Source organism: Streptomyces bluensis (assembly GCF_014650715.1).
In the GTDB taxonomy this organism is placed as follows: domain Bacteria; phylum Actinomycetota; class Actinomycetes; order Streptomycetales; family Streptomycetaceae; genus Streptomyces; species Streptomyces bluensis.
In genome coordinates this window covers 575479-590551 of record NZ_BMVM01000001.1, presented here as the reverse complement: position 1 = coordinate 590551, position 15073 = coordinate 575479, and the positions used below count along the sequence as shown (strand labels likewise).

General features: G+C 71.6%; 13 protein-coding genes. 4 read left to right on the top strand and 9 right to left on the bottom strand.

All coding sequences use genetic code 11. From position 1 onward, the window contains the following. Positions 1-316 precede the first annotated feature (316 nt). On the top strand, positions 317-1330 hold the full coding sequence (locus tag IE262_RS02705; protein ID WP_189870978.1) for a LacI family DNA-binding transcriptional regulator: 1014 nt from the start codon (positions 317-319) through the stop codon (positions 1328-1330). A gap of 94 nt (positions 1331-1424) precedes the next feature. Here the strand turns inward: IE262_RS02705 and IE262_RS02700 are convergent, their stop codons facing one another. The 6 genes from IE262_RS02700 to manD all read right to left on the bottom strand — a co-directional run bounded on the left by IE262_RS02700 (position 1425) and on the right by manD (position 8921). Continuing rightward, positions 1425-2435 (bottom strand): sugar ABC transporter substrate-binding protein, encoded by a 1011-nt coding sequence (locus tag IE262_RS02700; RefSeq protein ID WP_189870976.1) that lies wholly within the window; start codon positions 2433-2435, stop codon positions 1425-1427. Between the two features lie 281 nt (positions 2436-2716). Then, positions 2717-3691 carry a sugar kinase gene (locus IE262_RS02695; RefSeq protein ID WP_229877062.1) on the bottom strand — a complete coding sequence of 325 codons (975 nt, stop codon included), beginning with the start codon at positions 3689-3691 and terminating at the stop codon, positions 2717-2719. Positions 3692-3795: 104 nt separating this feature from the next. Further along, on the bottom strand, positions 3796-4842 hold the full coding sequence (locus tag IE262_RS02690) for an L-idonate 5-dehydrogenase (RefSeq protein WP_134030296.1): 1047 nt from the start codon (positions 4840-4842) through the stop codon (positions 3796-3798). Then, entirely contained in the window at positions 4839-6239 is a 1401-nt protein-coding gene (locus IE262_RS02685) for an MFS transporter (protein ID WP_229877061.1), read from the bottom strand. The genes IE262_RS02690 and IE262_RS02685 overlap by 4 nt, the downstream gene beginning before the upstream one ends. 55 nt (positions 6240-6294) lie before the next feature. Further along, the gene (locus IE262_RS02680) at positions 6295-7707 is read right to left on the bottom strand and encodes a mannitol dehydrogenase family protein (protein WP_189870974.1); all 1413 of its coding nucleotides are present in this window, start codon (positions 7705-7707) and stop codon (positions 6295-6297) included. Between the two features lie 5 nt (positions 7708-7712). After that, a complete protein-coding gene (gene manD, locus IE262_RS02675; RefSeq protein ID WP_189870972.1) occupies positions 7713-8921 on the bottom strand; it encodes a D-mannonate dehydratase ManD in 1209 nt (402 codons plus the stop codon). Positions 8922-9108: 187 nt separating this feature from the next. Here manD and IE262_RS02670 point away from each other — a divergent pair, with 187 nt between their 5' ends. Further along, on the top strand, positions 9109-9831 hold the full coding sequence (locus tag IE262_RS02670; protein ID WP_189870970.1) for a GntR family transcriptional regulator: 723 nt from the start codon (positions 9109-9111) through the stop codon (positions 9829-9831). A 41-nt stretch (positions 9832-9872) separates the two neighbouring features. On the opposite strand, the gene IE262_RS02665 is transcribed toward IE262_RS02670, so the two are convergent. After that, positions 9873-10778 carry a 2-hydroxy-3-oxopropionate reductase gene (locus IE262_RS02665; protein WP_189870967.1) on the bottom strand — a complete coding sequence of 302 codons (906 nt, stop codon included), beginning with the start codon at positions 10776-10778 and terminating at the stop codon, positions 9873-9875. Positions 10779-11082: 304 nt separating this feature from the next. Between IE262_RS02665 and IE262_RS02660 the strand changes: the two genes are divergently transcribed. Next, entirely contained in the window at positions 11083-11988 is a 906-nt protein-coding gene (locus IE262_RS02660) for a sugar phosphate isomerase/epimerase family protein (RefSeq protein WP_134030280.1), read from the top strand. Continuing rightward, positions 11967-12986 carry a Gfo/Idh/MocA family protein gene (locus IE262_RS02655; RefSeq protein WP_189870965.1) on the top strand — a complete coding sequence of 340 codons (1020 nt, stop codon included), beginning with the start codon at positions 11967-11969 and terminating at the stop codon, positions 12984-12986. The genes IE262_RS02660 and IE262_RS02655 overlap by 22 nt, the downstream gene beginning before the upstream one ends. A gap of 58 nt (positions 12987-13044) precedes the next feature. Here the strand turns inward: IE262_RS02655 and IE262_RS02650 are convergent, their stop codons facing one another. Both IE262_RS02650 and IE262_RS02645 read right to left on the bottom strand, forming a co-directional pair. After that, positions 13045-14064 (bottom strand): Gfo/Idh/MocA family protein, encoded by a 1020-nt coding sequence (locus IE262_RS02650; RefSeq protein ID WP_189870964.1) that lies wholly within the window; start codon positions 14062-14064, stop codon positions 13045-13047. Continuing rightward, entirely contained in the window at positions 14061-15065 is a 1005-nt protein-coding gene (locus IE262_RS02645; protein ID WP_189870962.1) for a Gfo/Idh/MocA family protein, read from the bottom strand. Before IE262_RS02645 ends, IE262_RS02650 begins: the two co-directional genes overlap by 4 nt. Between the last annotated feature and the right edge of the window lie 8 nt (positions 15066-15073).

Here is a 15073-nt window from a genome sequence, read left to right as displayed (position 1 = left end):
GGTAGTTGGTCCGCGGAAGTCGCGGGTGTACGGGGTCCGGGCGACTTGCCCACCTGAATGGCGTCGGCGTCGGCGTCGAGGCGCTGTGCGGGGCGGCCGGGTGTCCAAGCGCTCGATGCGCCGGCTCGCCCAGTAGCACCGGTGCCCGCCCCCGGGACTGGCACGCGCTACTAGCGCGCTCTATTGCGGAGTACCATGAACCCCGCCCACACGCCAGGTCAATCCTTGTTGCCGGTGTAACGGAGACTGCCCGTAAGGTGGGCGCCGGCGAAGGGTGGGGTCACAGGTGGATGGATCGGGCAGGCAGCGGCCCACGATGGCGGACGTCGCCGCCCGGGCAGGCGTGTCCAGGGCACTCGTCTCGATCATCTTCCGCGACCAGCCGGGAGCGAGCCGGGAGACCCGTGAGCGGGTCCTGCGCGTCGCCGACGAGATCGGCTACCGCCCCGACAACGCTGCCAGGCTGCTGGCCCGTGGCCGCAGCCGCACGCTCGGCGTGATGTTCACCGTCCACCAGACCTTCCACACCAATCTCATCGCGGGCATCTATCCCGAGGCCGAACGGCTCGGCTACGACGTCCTGCTCTCCGCCGCCACCCAGAGCCGCGACGAGGCCAAGGCCGTGGAGGCGCTGCTCAGTCACCGCTGTGAGGCGGTGATCCTGCTCGGCCCCGACGCCGAGCCCGGCTACCTCGACGCACTCGGCCGCCGTACGGTCGCCGTCTCGGTGAGCCGCCGGGTACCGCAGGCCCACGTCGACTTCGTGCACTCCGCCGAGGGCAAGGGCGTACGGCAGGCCATGGACCACCTCGTGGACCTGGGGCACCACCGCATCGTCCACATCGACGGCGGTCAGGGGCCCGGCTCGGCGGACCGGCGGCGCGCCTACCGGGCCGCGATGCGCCGCCATGGACTCCAGGCCGAACTGCGGGTGATCCCCGGTGACCACACCGAGCAGTCCGGCATCGAGGCGGGAGAACTGCTCCTGGGCGAGCGAGACAGCGGCCGGCCGCTGCCCACGGCGGTTCTCGCGGGCAACGACCGGTGCGCGTGGGGCCTGTTGATGGCGCTGACACGGGCGGGCATCGACGTCCCGCGCGACATGTCCGTCATCGGGTACGACGACAGCCACCTCTCCCACCTGATGCCGATCGGCCTGACCACCGTCCGCCAGGACGCGGCCCTCATGGCGGAGCACGCGGTACGGTTCGCCGTCGAGCGGCTGGAGAACGAGGGGCTGGAGCCGAGGGAAGCGGTAGTGGACCCGAAGCTGGTGGTGCGGGGGACCAGCGGACCGGTTCCGGAGGGCTCGTCTGAGGGCTCGGTCTGAAGGCTCGGCCGGCGGCAGAGGCGTGGGCGCGACGCGTGCCGCTGCTCATGCCGCTGCCGCCTGCGATGCCGATCCCTACCGCTGATCCCTACGGCTAGCGGGTCCCCTTCGCGGCGAACTTGGCGATGTCGGCGACGTTGTCCTTGGTGACGAAGGCCGGACCGGTGAGCACCGGTGCGGTGCCGCCGCCGCTGAAGTTGCCGTTCGTCCGGTACAGCCACAGGGCGTCGACGGAGAGGTAGCCCTGCAGATAGGGCTGCTGGTCGACCGCGAACTCGACCTGGCCGTCCTGGACGGCCTTCACCAGGTCCTTGTTGAGGTCGAAGGTCGCGACCTTGGCCCTGCCGCCCGAGTCGGACACCGACTGCACGGCGGTCAGCGCGAACGGGGCGCCCAGGGTGACCACCTGGTCGATGGAGGAGTCCTGCTTGAGCTTGGCCGTGATCGTCGACTTCACGGACGGCATGTCGGTGCCGTTGACGTACAGGGTCTCCGTCTTGCCCTTGAACCCCTTCTTCAGGCCCGCGCAGCGCGCCTCCAGGGCCACCTGCCCCTGTTCCTGGATGACGCAGACGGCGTGCTTGGCGCCGAGCTCGTTGAGCTGCTGGCCGAAGGCCTGGCCCGCGATGTTCTCGTCCTGGCCGAAGTACTCAAGCATGCCGAGTTGCCTCCAGTTGTCCAGGCCGGAGTTGAAGCCGACGACCGGGATGCCGGCCGCCCTGGCCTTGGCCACGACGTCCTTCATGGCGTCCGGCTTGGCCGCGGTGAGCGCGATGCCGTCGACCTTCTGGTCGATCGCGTTCTGCACCAGGTTGGCCTGGTTGCCCGCGTTGGGGTCGCTGGAGTAGACGAGCTTGACGTTGTCCTTGGCCGCCGCGGCCTGGGCGCCCTTGCGGATGAGGTCCCAGAAGGTGTCGCCGGGGGCCGCGTGCGTGATCATGGCCACGGTCATACGGGGGGTGCCGGCCTTGCCCGCCGAGGCATTCGCGCCGCCTTCCTCGGACTTCTTGCCGCCGGAGCCGCTGGAACAGCCGGCGGCGAGCAGCGTGCCGACGAGGACGGTGGCTGTCAGGGTGGCGGCGCGCGCCCGGTGGTGTCTGCGCATGTCTGTTGCACCTCGCTGTGCGGTTCGGGGTGGCGGCGGGTGGGGAAGGGGCGTCGGGAGCATCGGCGACCGGACCTTGTCGGAGGCCGATCCTGACGGCGATGACGACGAACGCCTCACTGGAGCGCTTTATTAGCGCGCTCTAGTGGCAAGCACTATGGAGCCGCCCGCAAGGGATGTCAACGGGTTTGTCATGACTTTCCAACAAAGCGCTCGGCGCCCCCGGTGCGGGAGCACCGGGGGCGCCAAGCGCACCGCGTGTTCGTGTGTCGCCGTCCGCTTCAGCCGGTCGCGGTGGGAACGTCGTCCCTGGTGCGGAGGACGGCCGCCGCCGTGAGGTGGCCGAGACGCAGCCGCGCCGTCTCGTCGCGGTCGTGCAGGACACCGGACAGGTACCCGGCCGCGAAGGCGTCGCCCGCGCCGACCGGCTCGACCACCTCGACGGGCGGCGTGGGCGCGAACGTACGGCTGCCCGCGGAGTAGGAGGTGGCCCCGTGCTCGGCGTCCTTGACGACGACGAGCGGTGCCGGCGCGAGCAGAGCCGCGATCTCGTCGGGCCGGGCAGTGTGCCAGAGGGCCTCGGCCTCGTCCCGCCCCACGAAGACGATGTCCGCGGCGCGCGCGAGATCCAGCAGGCTCTGCGCCGCGTCGGCACTGCGGTCGCGCCACAGGCCGGGACGGTGGTTGACGTCGAACGAGACGATCGGCCGGGTGCGCGTGCCGGAGACGTCCGCCGTCCATGGCGCGCGGCGTACCACGATCTCCTCCAGCAGGCGGGCACAGCTGTCGGAGAGGGCCGCGGTGATGCCGGACAGGTGCACGATGCGCGTGTCGTGCAGCTCGGGCGCCCGCGCCACTTCCGGTCCCATGTGAGAGGCGGCTGATCCGCGCCGGTAGTAGTGGGCTCGTGTCGCGTCCGGTCCGGGGTCCTTGAAATAGACGCCGGTCGGATGGAGGGGGTCGGTGCCGACCGCGCTCACCTCCACACCCCGGGAGGCGAGTTCCGTCAGGATGCGCTGCCCGAAGGGGTCGTCGCCCACCCGGCTGAGCCACGCGGCCCGGTGCCCGAGAGCGGCCAGCCCGCAGGCCACGTTGGACTCGGCACCCCCGATCGAGAGACGGAGCGTGGACTGGTCGGCGAGCGGCAGGGCGTCCGGTGGAGCGAGGACGGCCATGGTCTCACCGAGGCACACGACGTCCCGCGACGCATGCTCGGTACCTGCGGCTGCGCGGCGGCCGGCGGGCGAGTGGGGCAAGGCAATCTCCTGGCGACTGGTGCGAGGGCTCAACTCGGGGGACGGGCGGCGGGGTTGTACGTCGCTGGCGCGGTGCGGTTCCGTCCTGACGGTCCTGACTCCCGTCAGGCGCGCGGGGGCGGGTCCGTCGCCAGGCGCAGCATCACCTTGCTGCTGGCGCTGCCCGGGTCGGCGGCCACCGCGAGGGCCCGCTCGGCCTGGTCCAGCGGGAAGCGGTGGCTGATGACCGGGGAGACGTCCAGTCCGTCACGCAGGGCGACGAGGGCGTCGTCGATCTCGTCCACGAAGCGGTAGGAACCGATCCAGGTGATCTCGCGGGTCACCAGGTCGCCCAGCACGGAGGGCGCGGCCGTCCCGGGCAGGTTGCCGACCTGGACGAGGGTGCCGCCGCGTGCGGTGGCCCGCAGCGCCGGTCCCAGGGCGGCCGGTGCGCCGGACGCCTCGAACACGACATCGATGTCCTGTGGCAGCTCCTCGCCGCGGGAGATGTCGACCACCGCGTCCGCGCCCATGCGCCGCGCCACGGAGAGCGACGAGGCGGAGAGATCGGCCGCGATCACGGTGTGCGCTCCGCGGTACCGGGCGGCGGCGACGACCAGGGAGCCGATCGGTCCCGCGCCGTTGACCAGCACGGTCCGTCCCCGCAGCCCGGGTGCGCGGCCGACGGCGTGCAGGGCGACCGCCAACGGCTCGGCCAGCGCGCCCGACTCGGTGTCCACACCGTCGGGAAGCGGGCGGATCTGCGCCGCGGGCACGGCCCGGAACTCGCTGAACCCGCCGTCGGTGTGCGGGGTGAGGGCCGCCGAACCGAAGTAGCGGACACGGGGGTGGAGGTTGGTGCGCCCGGCGAGCCGCTCCGGCAGGAGATCGCCGCCCACAGGGCGGGCCGGGTGGACCGTCACCGGCTGCCCCTCCGACAGGCCGGTGACCTCCGCTCCCAGGGCCGCGATCCGGCCGGCGACCTCGTGGCCGAGGACCAGGGGGTGAGCCAGTGCCGCGGTGCCGGAGGCGCCCTTCCTCCAGTAGGAGACGTCGGATCCGCAGATGCCGCCCCACTCCATGGCGAGCAGCACCTCGTCCGGCGCCGGCTCGGGCCGGGGGCGCTCGTCGATCCTCACGTCCCCCGCCCCGTGCACGACGACGGCTTTCATACGGCATCCTCCAGTCGAACCAGGTCCCGGCCGCGTGTCTCGGGCGAGAGGAGCGCACCGGCGAGTGTGATCAGCGAGTAGACGACGAGCATCGCCGCGATGGGCCACCAGCTGCCGGTGGCGGCGGTCAGGCTCGCCGCGAGGACCGGACCGATGGCGGTGGCGAGGACGCCGCCGATCTCCTTGGCCAGGGCGAGCTGGGTGAACCGGGTACGCGCCCCGAAGAGTTCGGCCATGGTGACGCTCTCCAGCGCGAACAGCCCGAGGACGCCGACGTTCAGGCCGAGGATCATGCCCAGCATCAGTGCGGGGGTGCTTCCCGAGGTGATCAGCAGCATCACCGGGAGGGCCAGCACGACGGTGAGCACGGTGAGCGCCACGTACATCGTGCGCCGTCCGAAGCGGTCGCCGAGCATGCCCACGGCGGGCACCGTGAGGAAGCCCAGGAGCGAGCCGTACATGATGGCGTCCGTGGGGACGGAGCGCCCGGCCGCCAGGTTGGTCGCGATGTAGCCGACGAGGAACGTCTGGATCAGCCCGGAGTTGCCCGCCTGGCCGAAGCGCAGGGCGAGCGCCAGGAAGAACGCCTTGCCCTTGCGTTGCTTCATGCCCGCTTCCAGCAGGCCGGTGTCGCCCTGGGCACCCTCGGTGACCGCCGACTCGACCTCGCTTCGGGTCATCGCCACGCCGTCCACGACGTCGGGGCGCTCCTCGAACACCGGGCTCTCCTTGAGGTTGCGGCGCAGCCACACGGCGAACAGCAACAGGCCGAAGCTCATCAGGAAGGGCAGGCGCCATCCCCAGGACAGCAGCTGCTCCTCACTGAGGACGGCGAGCAGGATGGCCCACACGCCCGAGGCGGCGAGCGTCCCCGAGTTGGTGCCCAGCGACACCAGTGAGGCGACCAGACCGCGCCGCCGGGTGGGGGCGTACTCGGCGAGCATCACGGTGGCGCCGGCGATCTCCGCGCCGGCCCCGAAGCCCTGCGCCAGCCGGAGCACGACGAGCAGGACGGGTGCCAGGATGCCGATCGACGCGTAGGTGGGCAGGGCGCCGATGAGGGTGGTCGAGGCGCCCATCAGCAGGATGGTGATCGTCAGGACCTTCTTGCGGCCGAGCCGGTCTCCCATCCGGCCGAAGTAGACGGCGCCGGCGAGCCGGGCGACGTAGCCGACGCCGTAGGTGGCCATCGCGGCGATGAGGCCGATCGCGGGGCTGACGTCCGGGAAGAAGATCTTGTTGAAGACGATCGCGGCCGCCAGCGAGTACAGCTGGAAGTCCATGAACTCCATGGCCGTACCCAGCCAGCCGGACACGGCGGCCTTGGTCAGGTCACCGGTGGTGCGTTGTGCGGTGCTGGATGGCTCCGCTGTGGTGGCGGTGCTGTCCTTCATCATGAACTCCGTTGTTCGTGCGGGTGGGGACGGTGCGGCAGACGCGGGTCGCCCCGGTTCAGAGGTCGACGTGGCCGGCGCGCAGGGCGGGGAGATGCCGGGCCACGGCGGTGGTGAGAGCGGTGTCGTCGGCGAGGTCGGGTGCGCCGACGGTCGTCAGCAGGGCGCGGACGGTGTCCGCCGGGGCCGCGCCGGTACGCCAGCACGCGGCCAGCGCGTCCTGCGCGGGATCGGTGATGCCGTGGTCCTGGGAACCGGGCCCGGTGGTGTGGGCCCAGCCCGCGAGGGCGAGTTCGAGCACCGGGGTGGCCGCGCCGCGCTCGCGCAGTGACCGCAGCGCCGGCAGCCAGCGCTCGGTGATCTTCAGCGACCCGTCCGAGGCGATCTGCCGCAGAAAGTGTCGCATGGCCGTGTTGCCGAAGCGGGCGACGAGGTCCTCGGCGTACCGGTCCGGGTCCGGTCCGCCGGCGGGCAGGGTGGGCGCGACCTCGGCGCACAGCGCCTTCACGAGCCGTTCGCCCCAGCCGGCGGCCATGGTGTCGGAGATGGTGGTGCAGCCCGCGGCGATCCCGAGACAGGCGAGCGCCGAGTGCGAGCCGTTGAGCAGCCGCAGCTTGGTGAGCTGGTAGGGCGCGACATCGGGGACGAACAGGGCGCCGTCGAGCTCCCACGGCGGGCGCGGGGCGGCGAAGCGGTCCTGGAGAACCCACTGCCGGTACGGCTCCCCGCTCACGGGAAGCGCGTCGTGGACGCCCAGCGCGGTGGCCGTCGCCGTCACGTCGGCGGCCGTGGTGGCGGGGACGATCCGGTCCACGACGGTGGCGGGAAAGGCCACGTACTGGTCCATCAGCTCCAGGACCCGGTCGCGGTCGGGCTGCCCGGACGCCCGGACGACGTCATGGACGACTCGCTCCAGCACGGCGCCGTTGTCCGCCATGTTGTCGCAGGAGACGACACTGACCGGGGCCGCACCGGAGCGCATCCGCGCGGCCAGTCCGGCGGCCAGCCGCCCGATCACCGTGGTGCCGAGGTCGGGTACCGCCGGGTCCAGGCCGCCGGTCCGGGACGACCGGTGGTAGCCCTTCTCGGTGATGGTGAGCGTCACCACCGTCGTCTGCGGATCGGTGAGCAGGGCGTCGACGGCGGCCCCGTCCCGCCGCAGGGCGTAGGCGCCGGTGAGCGAGCCGACGATCCGGGGGACGCCGCCCTCGGGGCGACGTTCCGTGGCCGAGTACAAGCAGTCCTGCGCGCGGAGGGCGTCCACCGTCTCCGTCGACCGGGGGGCGACCGCGGCGATGCCCCAGGGCTCGCCCGACCGCGCCGCCGCGTTCTCCGTGTAGACGGCCTGGTGCGCCCGGTGGAAGGCGCCGATGCCGAAGTGGACGACACGGGTGCGCAGTCCGGCGGGATCCACCGGGGGACGCAGTTCGGGCGCGAGGTCGCGCAGCGCCCGCCGGTTCAGGGGCGTCATGCCGCTCACCAGTCGTGCACCGAGCCGTCGAGGCGGCGCGCCACCGGCAGATAGCGCCGCTGGTAGGGGAAGCGTTCGGCGGCCTTCTCGTCGTACTCCACTCCGAGTCCGGGCTCGTCGGAGGGGTGCAGCATCCCGTCGGCGAAGGTGACGCCCGTCCGGAAGACCTCGGCGGCCTCGTCCGGGTGGCCCATGTGCTCCTGGATGCCGAAGTTCGGCACGGCGATGTCGAGGTGCACGGCGGCCGCCATGCTGACGGGGGAGAGGTCGGTGGCGCCGTGCGAACCGGTCCGGACCTGGTACAGCGCGGCGAGGTCGAAGATCCGGCGCAGATGCGTGATACCGCCGGCATGGACCACGGTGGTCCGCACGTAGTCGATGAGCTGCTCGGTGATCAGCTGCTGGACGTCCCAGATCGAGTTGAAGACCTCGCCCACGGCGATCGGTGTCGTGGTGTGCTGCCGTATGAGCCGGAACGCCTCCTGGTTCTCGGCCGGGGTCGGGTCCTCCATCCAGAACAGGCGGCAGCCCTCGACGCTCTTGCCGAAGCGGGCCGCCTCGATTGGCGTCAGCCGGTGGTGAATGTCGTGCAGCAGGTGGAAGCCGAAGCCGAAGCGCTCCCGTACGGCCTCCAGGTACGTCGGCGCGAAGCCGAGGTAGGCCTCGGTGTCCCAGGGCTGTTCGTCGGGCAGGTCGCTCGCCGCGGGCTCGTACAGCTTGCCCTTGCGCACGCCGTAGGTGCCGCCGACCTCGGGTACCGCCGCCTGGGCCCGTACCGCCTTGTAGCCGAGTTCGAGGTACCGCTCGACGTCGTCGAGCAGGGACGGTACGTCGGTGCCGCTGGCGTGCGAGTAGACGAGCACGCCGTCCCGTGACCGGCCGCCGAGGAGCTGGTAGACGGGCAGCCCCGCGGTCTTGCCCTTGATGTCCCACAGGGCGGTGTCGACGGCGGCGATGGCGGTCATGGTGACCGGCCCGCGCCGCCAGTACGCACCCCGGTACAGGTACTGCCAGACGTCCTCGATCCGCGCCGGATCCCTGCCGATCAGCAGGGGGGCCACGTGGTCGCGCAGATAGCTCGCCACGGCCAGTTCGCGGCCGTTGAGCGTGGCGTCACCGAGGCCGGTCACTCCGTCGGTGGTGGTGATGCGCAGCGTGACGAACGTGCGCCCGGGGGAGGCGACGAACACCTCGACGCGCTCGATCCTGCTCACGGAAGAGCTCTCCTAACGGCAGCGGCATGGTCGGTCGGCCGGCACGAGCACCGTGCTGTCGGCCAGTGCTTGTATGCAAGCACTTGTCGTAGAGTTTCGGCAATGCCTCTGGCCTGGTTCTTTCCAGGGGGGAGGAGCTCCCCGGACGTGTGCCGGATGGTCATGATCCTGGCGATACGATGAGCCCATGGCCCAACCCAAACGGCAGCGGACCAGACGGACCGGTCGGCACGAGATCTATGTGACGCTGCGTCAGATGGTGCTGACACTCCAACTCCCGCCGGGCGCCGCGCTGTCGGAGAACGAGCTCGCGGCGTCGCTGGGCGTCAGCCGTACGCCGGTGCGGGAGAGCCTGATCCTCCTGGCCCAGGAAGGCCTCGTCCAGGTCTTCCCGCAGATCGGTTCGTTCGTCTCAAGGGTGGACCCGGCCCAGGTCTCCGACGCGCAGTTCCTGCGGGAGGCGGTCGAGCTGGCCGCGCTGGACGACCTGCCCCCGGAACTGGACGACGCGGTCCTCCAGGAACTGCGCGACAACCTCGAACGTCAGCAGCGAGAGGGCCTCGGAATCGAGGAGTTCTTCGAACTGGACGAGGCGTTCCACCAGGGCCTGATGCGGCTGAGTGGCCACGCGAACGCCTGGACGACCGTCGCCGCCGCCAAGGGGCATCTGGACCGCGCCCGCCGTCTGGGCCTGTACGAGAACGTGTCCCCCGCGGTCTTCGCGGACCAGCACCGGGAGATCTTCGACGCGGTGGTGGGCGGGGACGTGACGCTGGCGCGCACGGCGATGCGCACACATCTGCGGGCCGTCTTCAGCGACATCGAACGCATCAGAGCGCATTCGCCCGAACTGTTCGCCACCGACCCCTCCGCGGTGCCGGTACGGCGCAACGTCGTCGTCTGGGAGTAGTCCCCGCACCCGTCAGTTCGGTTGTGTTCGCGGCGTCGCGCTCACTCCGGGGTTCGGCCCGAGAGCCGTTCCACCCCGCGCAGCAGGGCGGAGTGGTCGAGCGGGCCGTCGCCGCCCGCGCGGGCGGCGGCCATCAGCTGGGCGGTGAGGGCACCGAGGGGGAGGACGGCGCCCGTGGCACGGGCCGCGTCGGTGACGATGCCCATGTCCTTGTGATGCAGGTCGATGCGGAAGCCCGGCTTGAAGTCCCGGTTCAGCATGGCGTCCTTCTTGCGGGCGAGAACCGTGGAACCGGCCAGACCGCCGCCGAGCACCTCCAGGGCGGAGGGGAGATCGGCGCCCGCCTTCTCCAGGAAGACGACCGCCTCGGCCAGGGCCTGGATGTTGACCGCGACGATGAGCTGGTTGGCGGCCTTGACGGTCTGCCCGGCGCCGTGCGGGCCCACGTGGACGACGGTCGTGCCGAGCGCGCCGAAGAGCGGTTCGGCCTCGGCGAAGTCTGCCGCGTCACCGCCGACCATGATGGACAGCACGGCCTCGACGGCACCGGCCTCACCACCGGACACCGGGGCGTCCAGGACCCGGACGCCCTTGTCCCTGCCCGCCTCGGCGATCGCGACGGCGGTCCGGGGGCTGACGCTGCTCATATCGATGACGAGGGTGCCCGGACGGGCGTGGGCCAGAACGCCGCTCTCGCCGAGGACGACCTCGGTGACCTGCGGGTCCGCGGGAAGCATCGTGATGACGACGTCCGCCTCGGCGACCGCGGCCGCCACGCTGTCCGCCGCCCGGCCTCCCGCCTCGACCAGACGGTCCACCGGCGGGCGGCTCCGGTTGTGTCCGACGACGGTGTGCCCGGCCCGGACGAGGTTGGCGGCCATGGGGGAACCCATGATGCCGAGGCCGATGAAGGCGATCGTGCGGGACTGGACGGCTGACGTACCCATGTGGTCTGCGTTTCCTTCTGCGGGGCGGCCTGGGCTGTGCGGGGCGGTGCGGTGAGGCGGGGGTTGATCGTGACCCGACACTACGACGCCGTGGGATCTCCTCCCAAGGGTGCGTCCGAGGCGCAGGAATGAGGGGAAGAAGATCTGCCCAATGATGGGTTAATGATGGGTTCTGCCTCTTCAGTATTACCTGGCGCCGCGCCTACGTTTGCGTCCAGGTGAACGGCCCGCCCGCCCGAACCGGCCACCGCCGCCCGCCCGCCGCGGGCGCGGGCCCCGACTGGACCGACCGAAAGGCCACGGCATGAACACCCCGTCGCAGCACAGGATCGCCGGTGCGCCCATCTCCTGGGGCGTGTGCGAAGTTCCCGGCTGGGGCCACCAGTTGACCCCGGAACGCGTCCTGAAGGAGATGCGTGAGGTCGGCCTCGCCGCCACCGAGATCGGCCCTGAGGGTTTCCTGCCCGGCGAACCGGACGCCATGGCCGAGATCCTCGCCCACCACGACCTCCAGGCCGTCGGCGGCTTCACTCCGCTCCTGCTCCACATCCCCGGCCACGATCCCGTGCCCGAGGTGGAACAACTGCTGGAGAGCTACGCCGCCTCGAAGGCGGACGTGCTCGTCCTGTCGGCCGTCACCGGCCAGGACGGCTACGACTCCCGCCCCGAACTCGACGCGGACGGCTGGAAGCTGCTGCTGTCCAACCTCGACCGGCTGTCGTCCCTGGCCGCCGAACGCGGCGTACGGGCCGTCCTGCACCCGCACGTGGGCACGATGATCGAGAACGGCGACGAGGTACGGCGCGTTCTGGAGCACTCGGCGATCTCCCTGTGTCTCGACACCGGCCACCTGCTCATCGGCGGCACCGACCCCGCGGAACTCACCCGCCAGGCACCCGAACGGATCGCCCACACCCATATGAAGGACGTGGACGCCTCCCTCGCCGCCAAGGTCCAGTCCGGCCGTCTCTCCTACACGGAGGCCGTGCGCGAGGGCATGTACCGCCCCCTGGGCGCCGGCGACGTCGACGTCCAGGCCATCGTGACCCACCTCAGCGCACGCGGGTACGACGGCTGGTACGTCCTGGAACAGGACACGATCCTCACCGAGGAACCCCGGCAGAAGGGCCCGGTCGAGGACGTGTGGGCCAGCGCCGAGCACCTGCGCTCGGTATTGCGGGGGGCAACATGCCGTCTCGGGGAACGCTGAGCGTCGCGGTCGTCGGCACCGGAAAGATGGGCGCCGACCATGTGCGCCGGATTCAGCGGGTCATCAGCGGCGCACGGGTGACCGCGGTCGTGGACCTCGACGAGGAGCGGGCCGAGGCCCTGGCCGCCACGATGGACGGGTGCCGGGCGTACACCGAACCCGTGGCCGCCATGGCGGCACCGGACGTGGACGCCGTCCTCATCGCCTCGCCCGGACCCGCCCACGAGGCGGCGCTGCTCGAAGCCCTCGACCGCGACCTGCCCGTCCTGTGCGAGAAGCCGCTCACCCCCGACGCGGCCTCCGCGCTCCGGGTGCTGGAGGCGGAGCGGCGGCTCGGGCACCGGCGCATCCAGGTGGGCTTCATGCGGCGGTACGACGCCGAGTACGCCGAACTCAAACGGCTCCTCGACGGTGGGGAACTGGGCAGGGCGCTGATGCTGCACCACCGGCACCGCAACCCGTCGATGCCACCGTGGTTCACCAACGAGATGCTCATCAACGACTCCGTGGTGCACGAGATGGACGTGACTCGCTGGCTCCTCGGCCAGGAGATCACCGCGGTCACCGTGCTCAAGCCGGCCCCGTCGTCGTACGCGCCCGAAGGCATGGACGACCCGCAACTCGTCCTGTTCGAAACGGAGTCGGGCGCGCTCGTCGACGTCGAGATCTTCGGTCACTGCGGCAACGGCTACCAGGTGCGGGCCGAAGCGGTGTGCGAGCGGGGCACCGTACGCATCGGTGACGAGGGCGGCCCGAGGGTCAGCGCCGACGGCCGGTGGGGCGGCCGCGTCACGCCGGACTATCTGGAGCGTTTCGCGGACGCGTACGACCGTCAGGTCCAGGCGTGGGTGGACGCCACCCGGCGCGGTGAGGTCACCGGACCCAGCGTGTGGGACGGCTACGCGGCGGCGGCCGTGTGCGAGGCGGGAGTGTCGGCCCAGCGGGAGGGGCGGCGCGTCGAGGTCGAGATGATCGAGCGGCCCGCCTTCTACGCGTAGACCGGACGGGGCAGGAAGGGGTGGCGCCGCACCGGTGCCACCCCCTCCTCTTTGCTTCTCACCCCGTGGGCGCGGGTGGGTTCCGCGGCCGGACGGGGAAGCCCGCCGCTCGGTAGCAGTCGTCGATGAGGCGCATGGTGGTCAGCGCGTCGTCGGCGTCCAGAGCGACGGGCGCGCCCTCCCGCAGATGGGCGGCGAAGGCGTCGAGCTGGTAGGTGTACGAGGACCGGCGGCCGAGTTCCTCGGTGCGCTCACCGGCTGCCGTGCGCACCACGACCCGGTCGTCCAGATGCGGCTGGACGAAGTTCAACGCCGTGGCCTCGCCCCGGCTGCCCACGATCCGGCAGCTGAACCGCACCTCGTGGTGCGCCATGTGGCAGCGGGCGCTGCCGGTCGCACCGTTCGGGAACTCCAGGTCGGCGTCCAGCCATTCGTCGACCCCGGGAGCGTCGGCCCGCTCGCCGCCACGTGCGGCGACCAGACGGGGCGCGCCGCCCGCCCAGGGGGCGACCATCCGCTGGGCGTGCAGGGCGTAGCAGCCCACGTCCATCAGGGCGCCACCGGCGAGCGGGAGCGACCAGCGGGGGTCACTCCCCGGGGGCGCGGGCATCGCCATCACCGTGTCCACGTGCCGGAGTTCGCCCAGCTCCCCGCTCTCCAGCAGTTCGTGGAGTCGCCGGGTGACCGGGTGGAACAGGTAGTGGAAGCCCTCCATGAAGACGGTGCCCGCCTTCGTGACGGCCTTGTGCACCTCGGCCGCCTCCTCCGCGTTGCTCGCGGACGGCTTCTCCGTCAGCACATGCTTGCCGGCGGCGACGGCGGCCATGTTCCACGGTCCGTGGAGACCGTTGGCGAGCGGGTTGTAGACCACCTCGACCTCGGGGTCGGCGACGAGTTCGGCGTACGAGCCGACGACCCGCTCCACGCCGTGCTGTTCCGCGAAGGCGGTGGCGCGGGCGTGGTCGCGGGCGGCCACCGCGACGAGGCGGTGGCCGCCCGCGCGGGCGGGGCCGACGATCGCGAGCCCGGCGATGCGGGCCGCGCCCAGCACCCCGATCCGCAGCGGTTCGTCCGTCATGCCTTGCGTACCTCTTCCAGGCGTACGGGCCGGTGCTCGTGCAGCGACAGCGTGCACGCCTCGGCGATCCAGCTCGCCTCGATCGCGTCCGCCACCGTGCAGGGGGAGGGCCGGGTGCCCGCCACGACCTCGGTGAACGCGGTCAGTTCCGCACGGTATGCGTCGGCGAAGCGGTCCATGAAGAAGGTGTGCGGCGTGCCCGAGGGGAACGTGACCCCCGGCTCGACCGAGCGCAGCGGCAGCCGGTCCTCCAGGCCCACCGCGATGCTGTCCTTCATGCCGTGCAGCTCCAGCCGCACGTCGTAACCGCGCGCGTTGTGCCGGGAGTTGGAGATGACGCCGATGGTTCCGTCGTCGAAGGTGAGCAGCGCGGACGCCGTGTCGACGTCACCCGCCGCCGCGATGTAGTCCGCGCCCCGGTTGCCGCCGGTCGCGTACACCTCGACCACCTCGCGGCCCGTCACCCAGCGCACGATGTCGAAGTCGTGGACGCTGCAGTCGCGGAAGATGCCCCCGGAGACGGCCACGTAGGCGGCCGGGGGAGGGGCGGGGTCCAGGGTGGTGGACCGTACGGTGTGCAGCGGGCCGAGCTCGCCGCTCACCACGGCGTTCCGCGCTGCGACGCAGCCCGCGTCGAAGCGGCGGTTGTAGCCGATGTGCACCTCGACACCGCCGTCCTCGACGGCGCGCAGCACTTCCAGGCTCTCCTCGACACCCTTGGCCACGGGCTTCTCGCAGAAGACCGGGACGCCCGCCTTGACGGCGGCGAGGATCAGCTCGGGGTGCGCGTCGGTCGCGGCGGCGATGACGACGCCGTCGACACCGGCGGCGAACACGGCCTCGGGGGAGTCCACGGCCGTCGCTCCGAACCGCTCGGCGGCGGACGAGGCGGCCGCGGCCACCGGGTCGGTCACCACCAGGGAGTCCACCACATCGAGCCCGGACAGGGTTTCCGCGTGGAACGCGCCGATCCGGCCCAGCCCCATGATGCCCAAACGCATGATCTTGC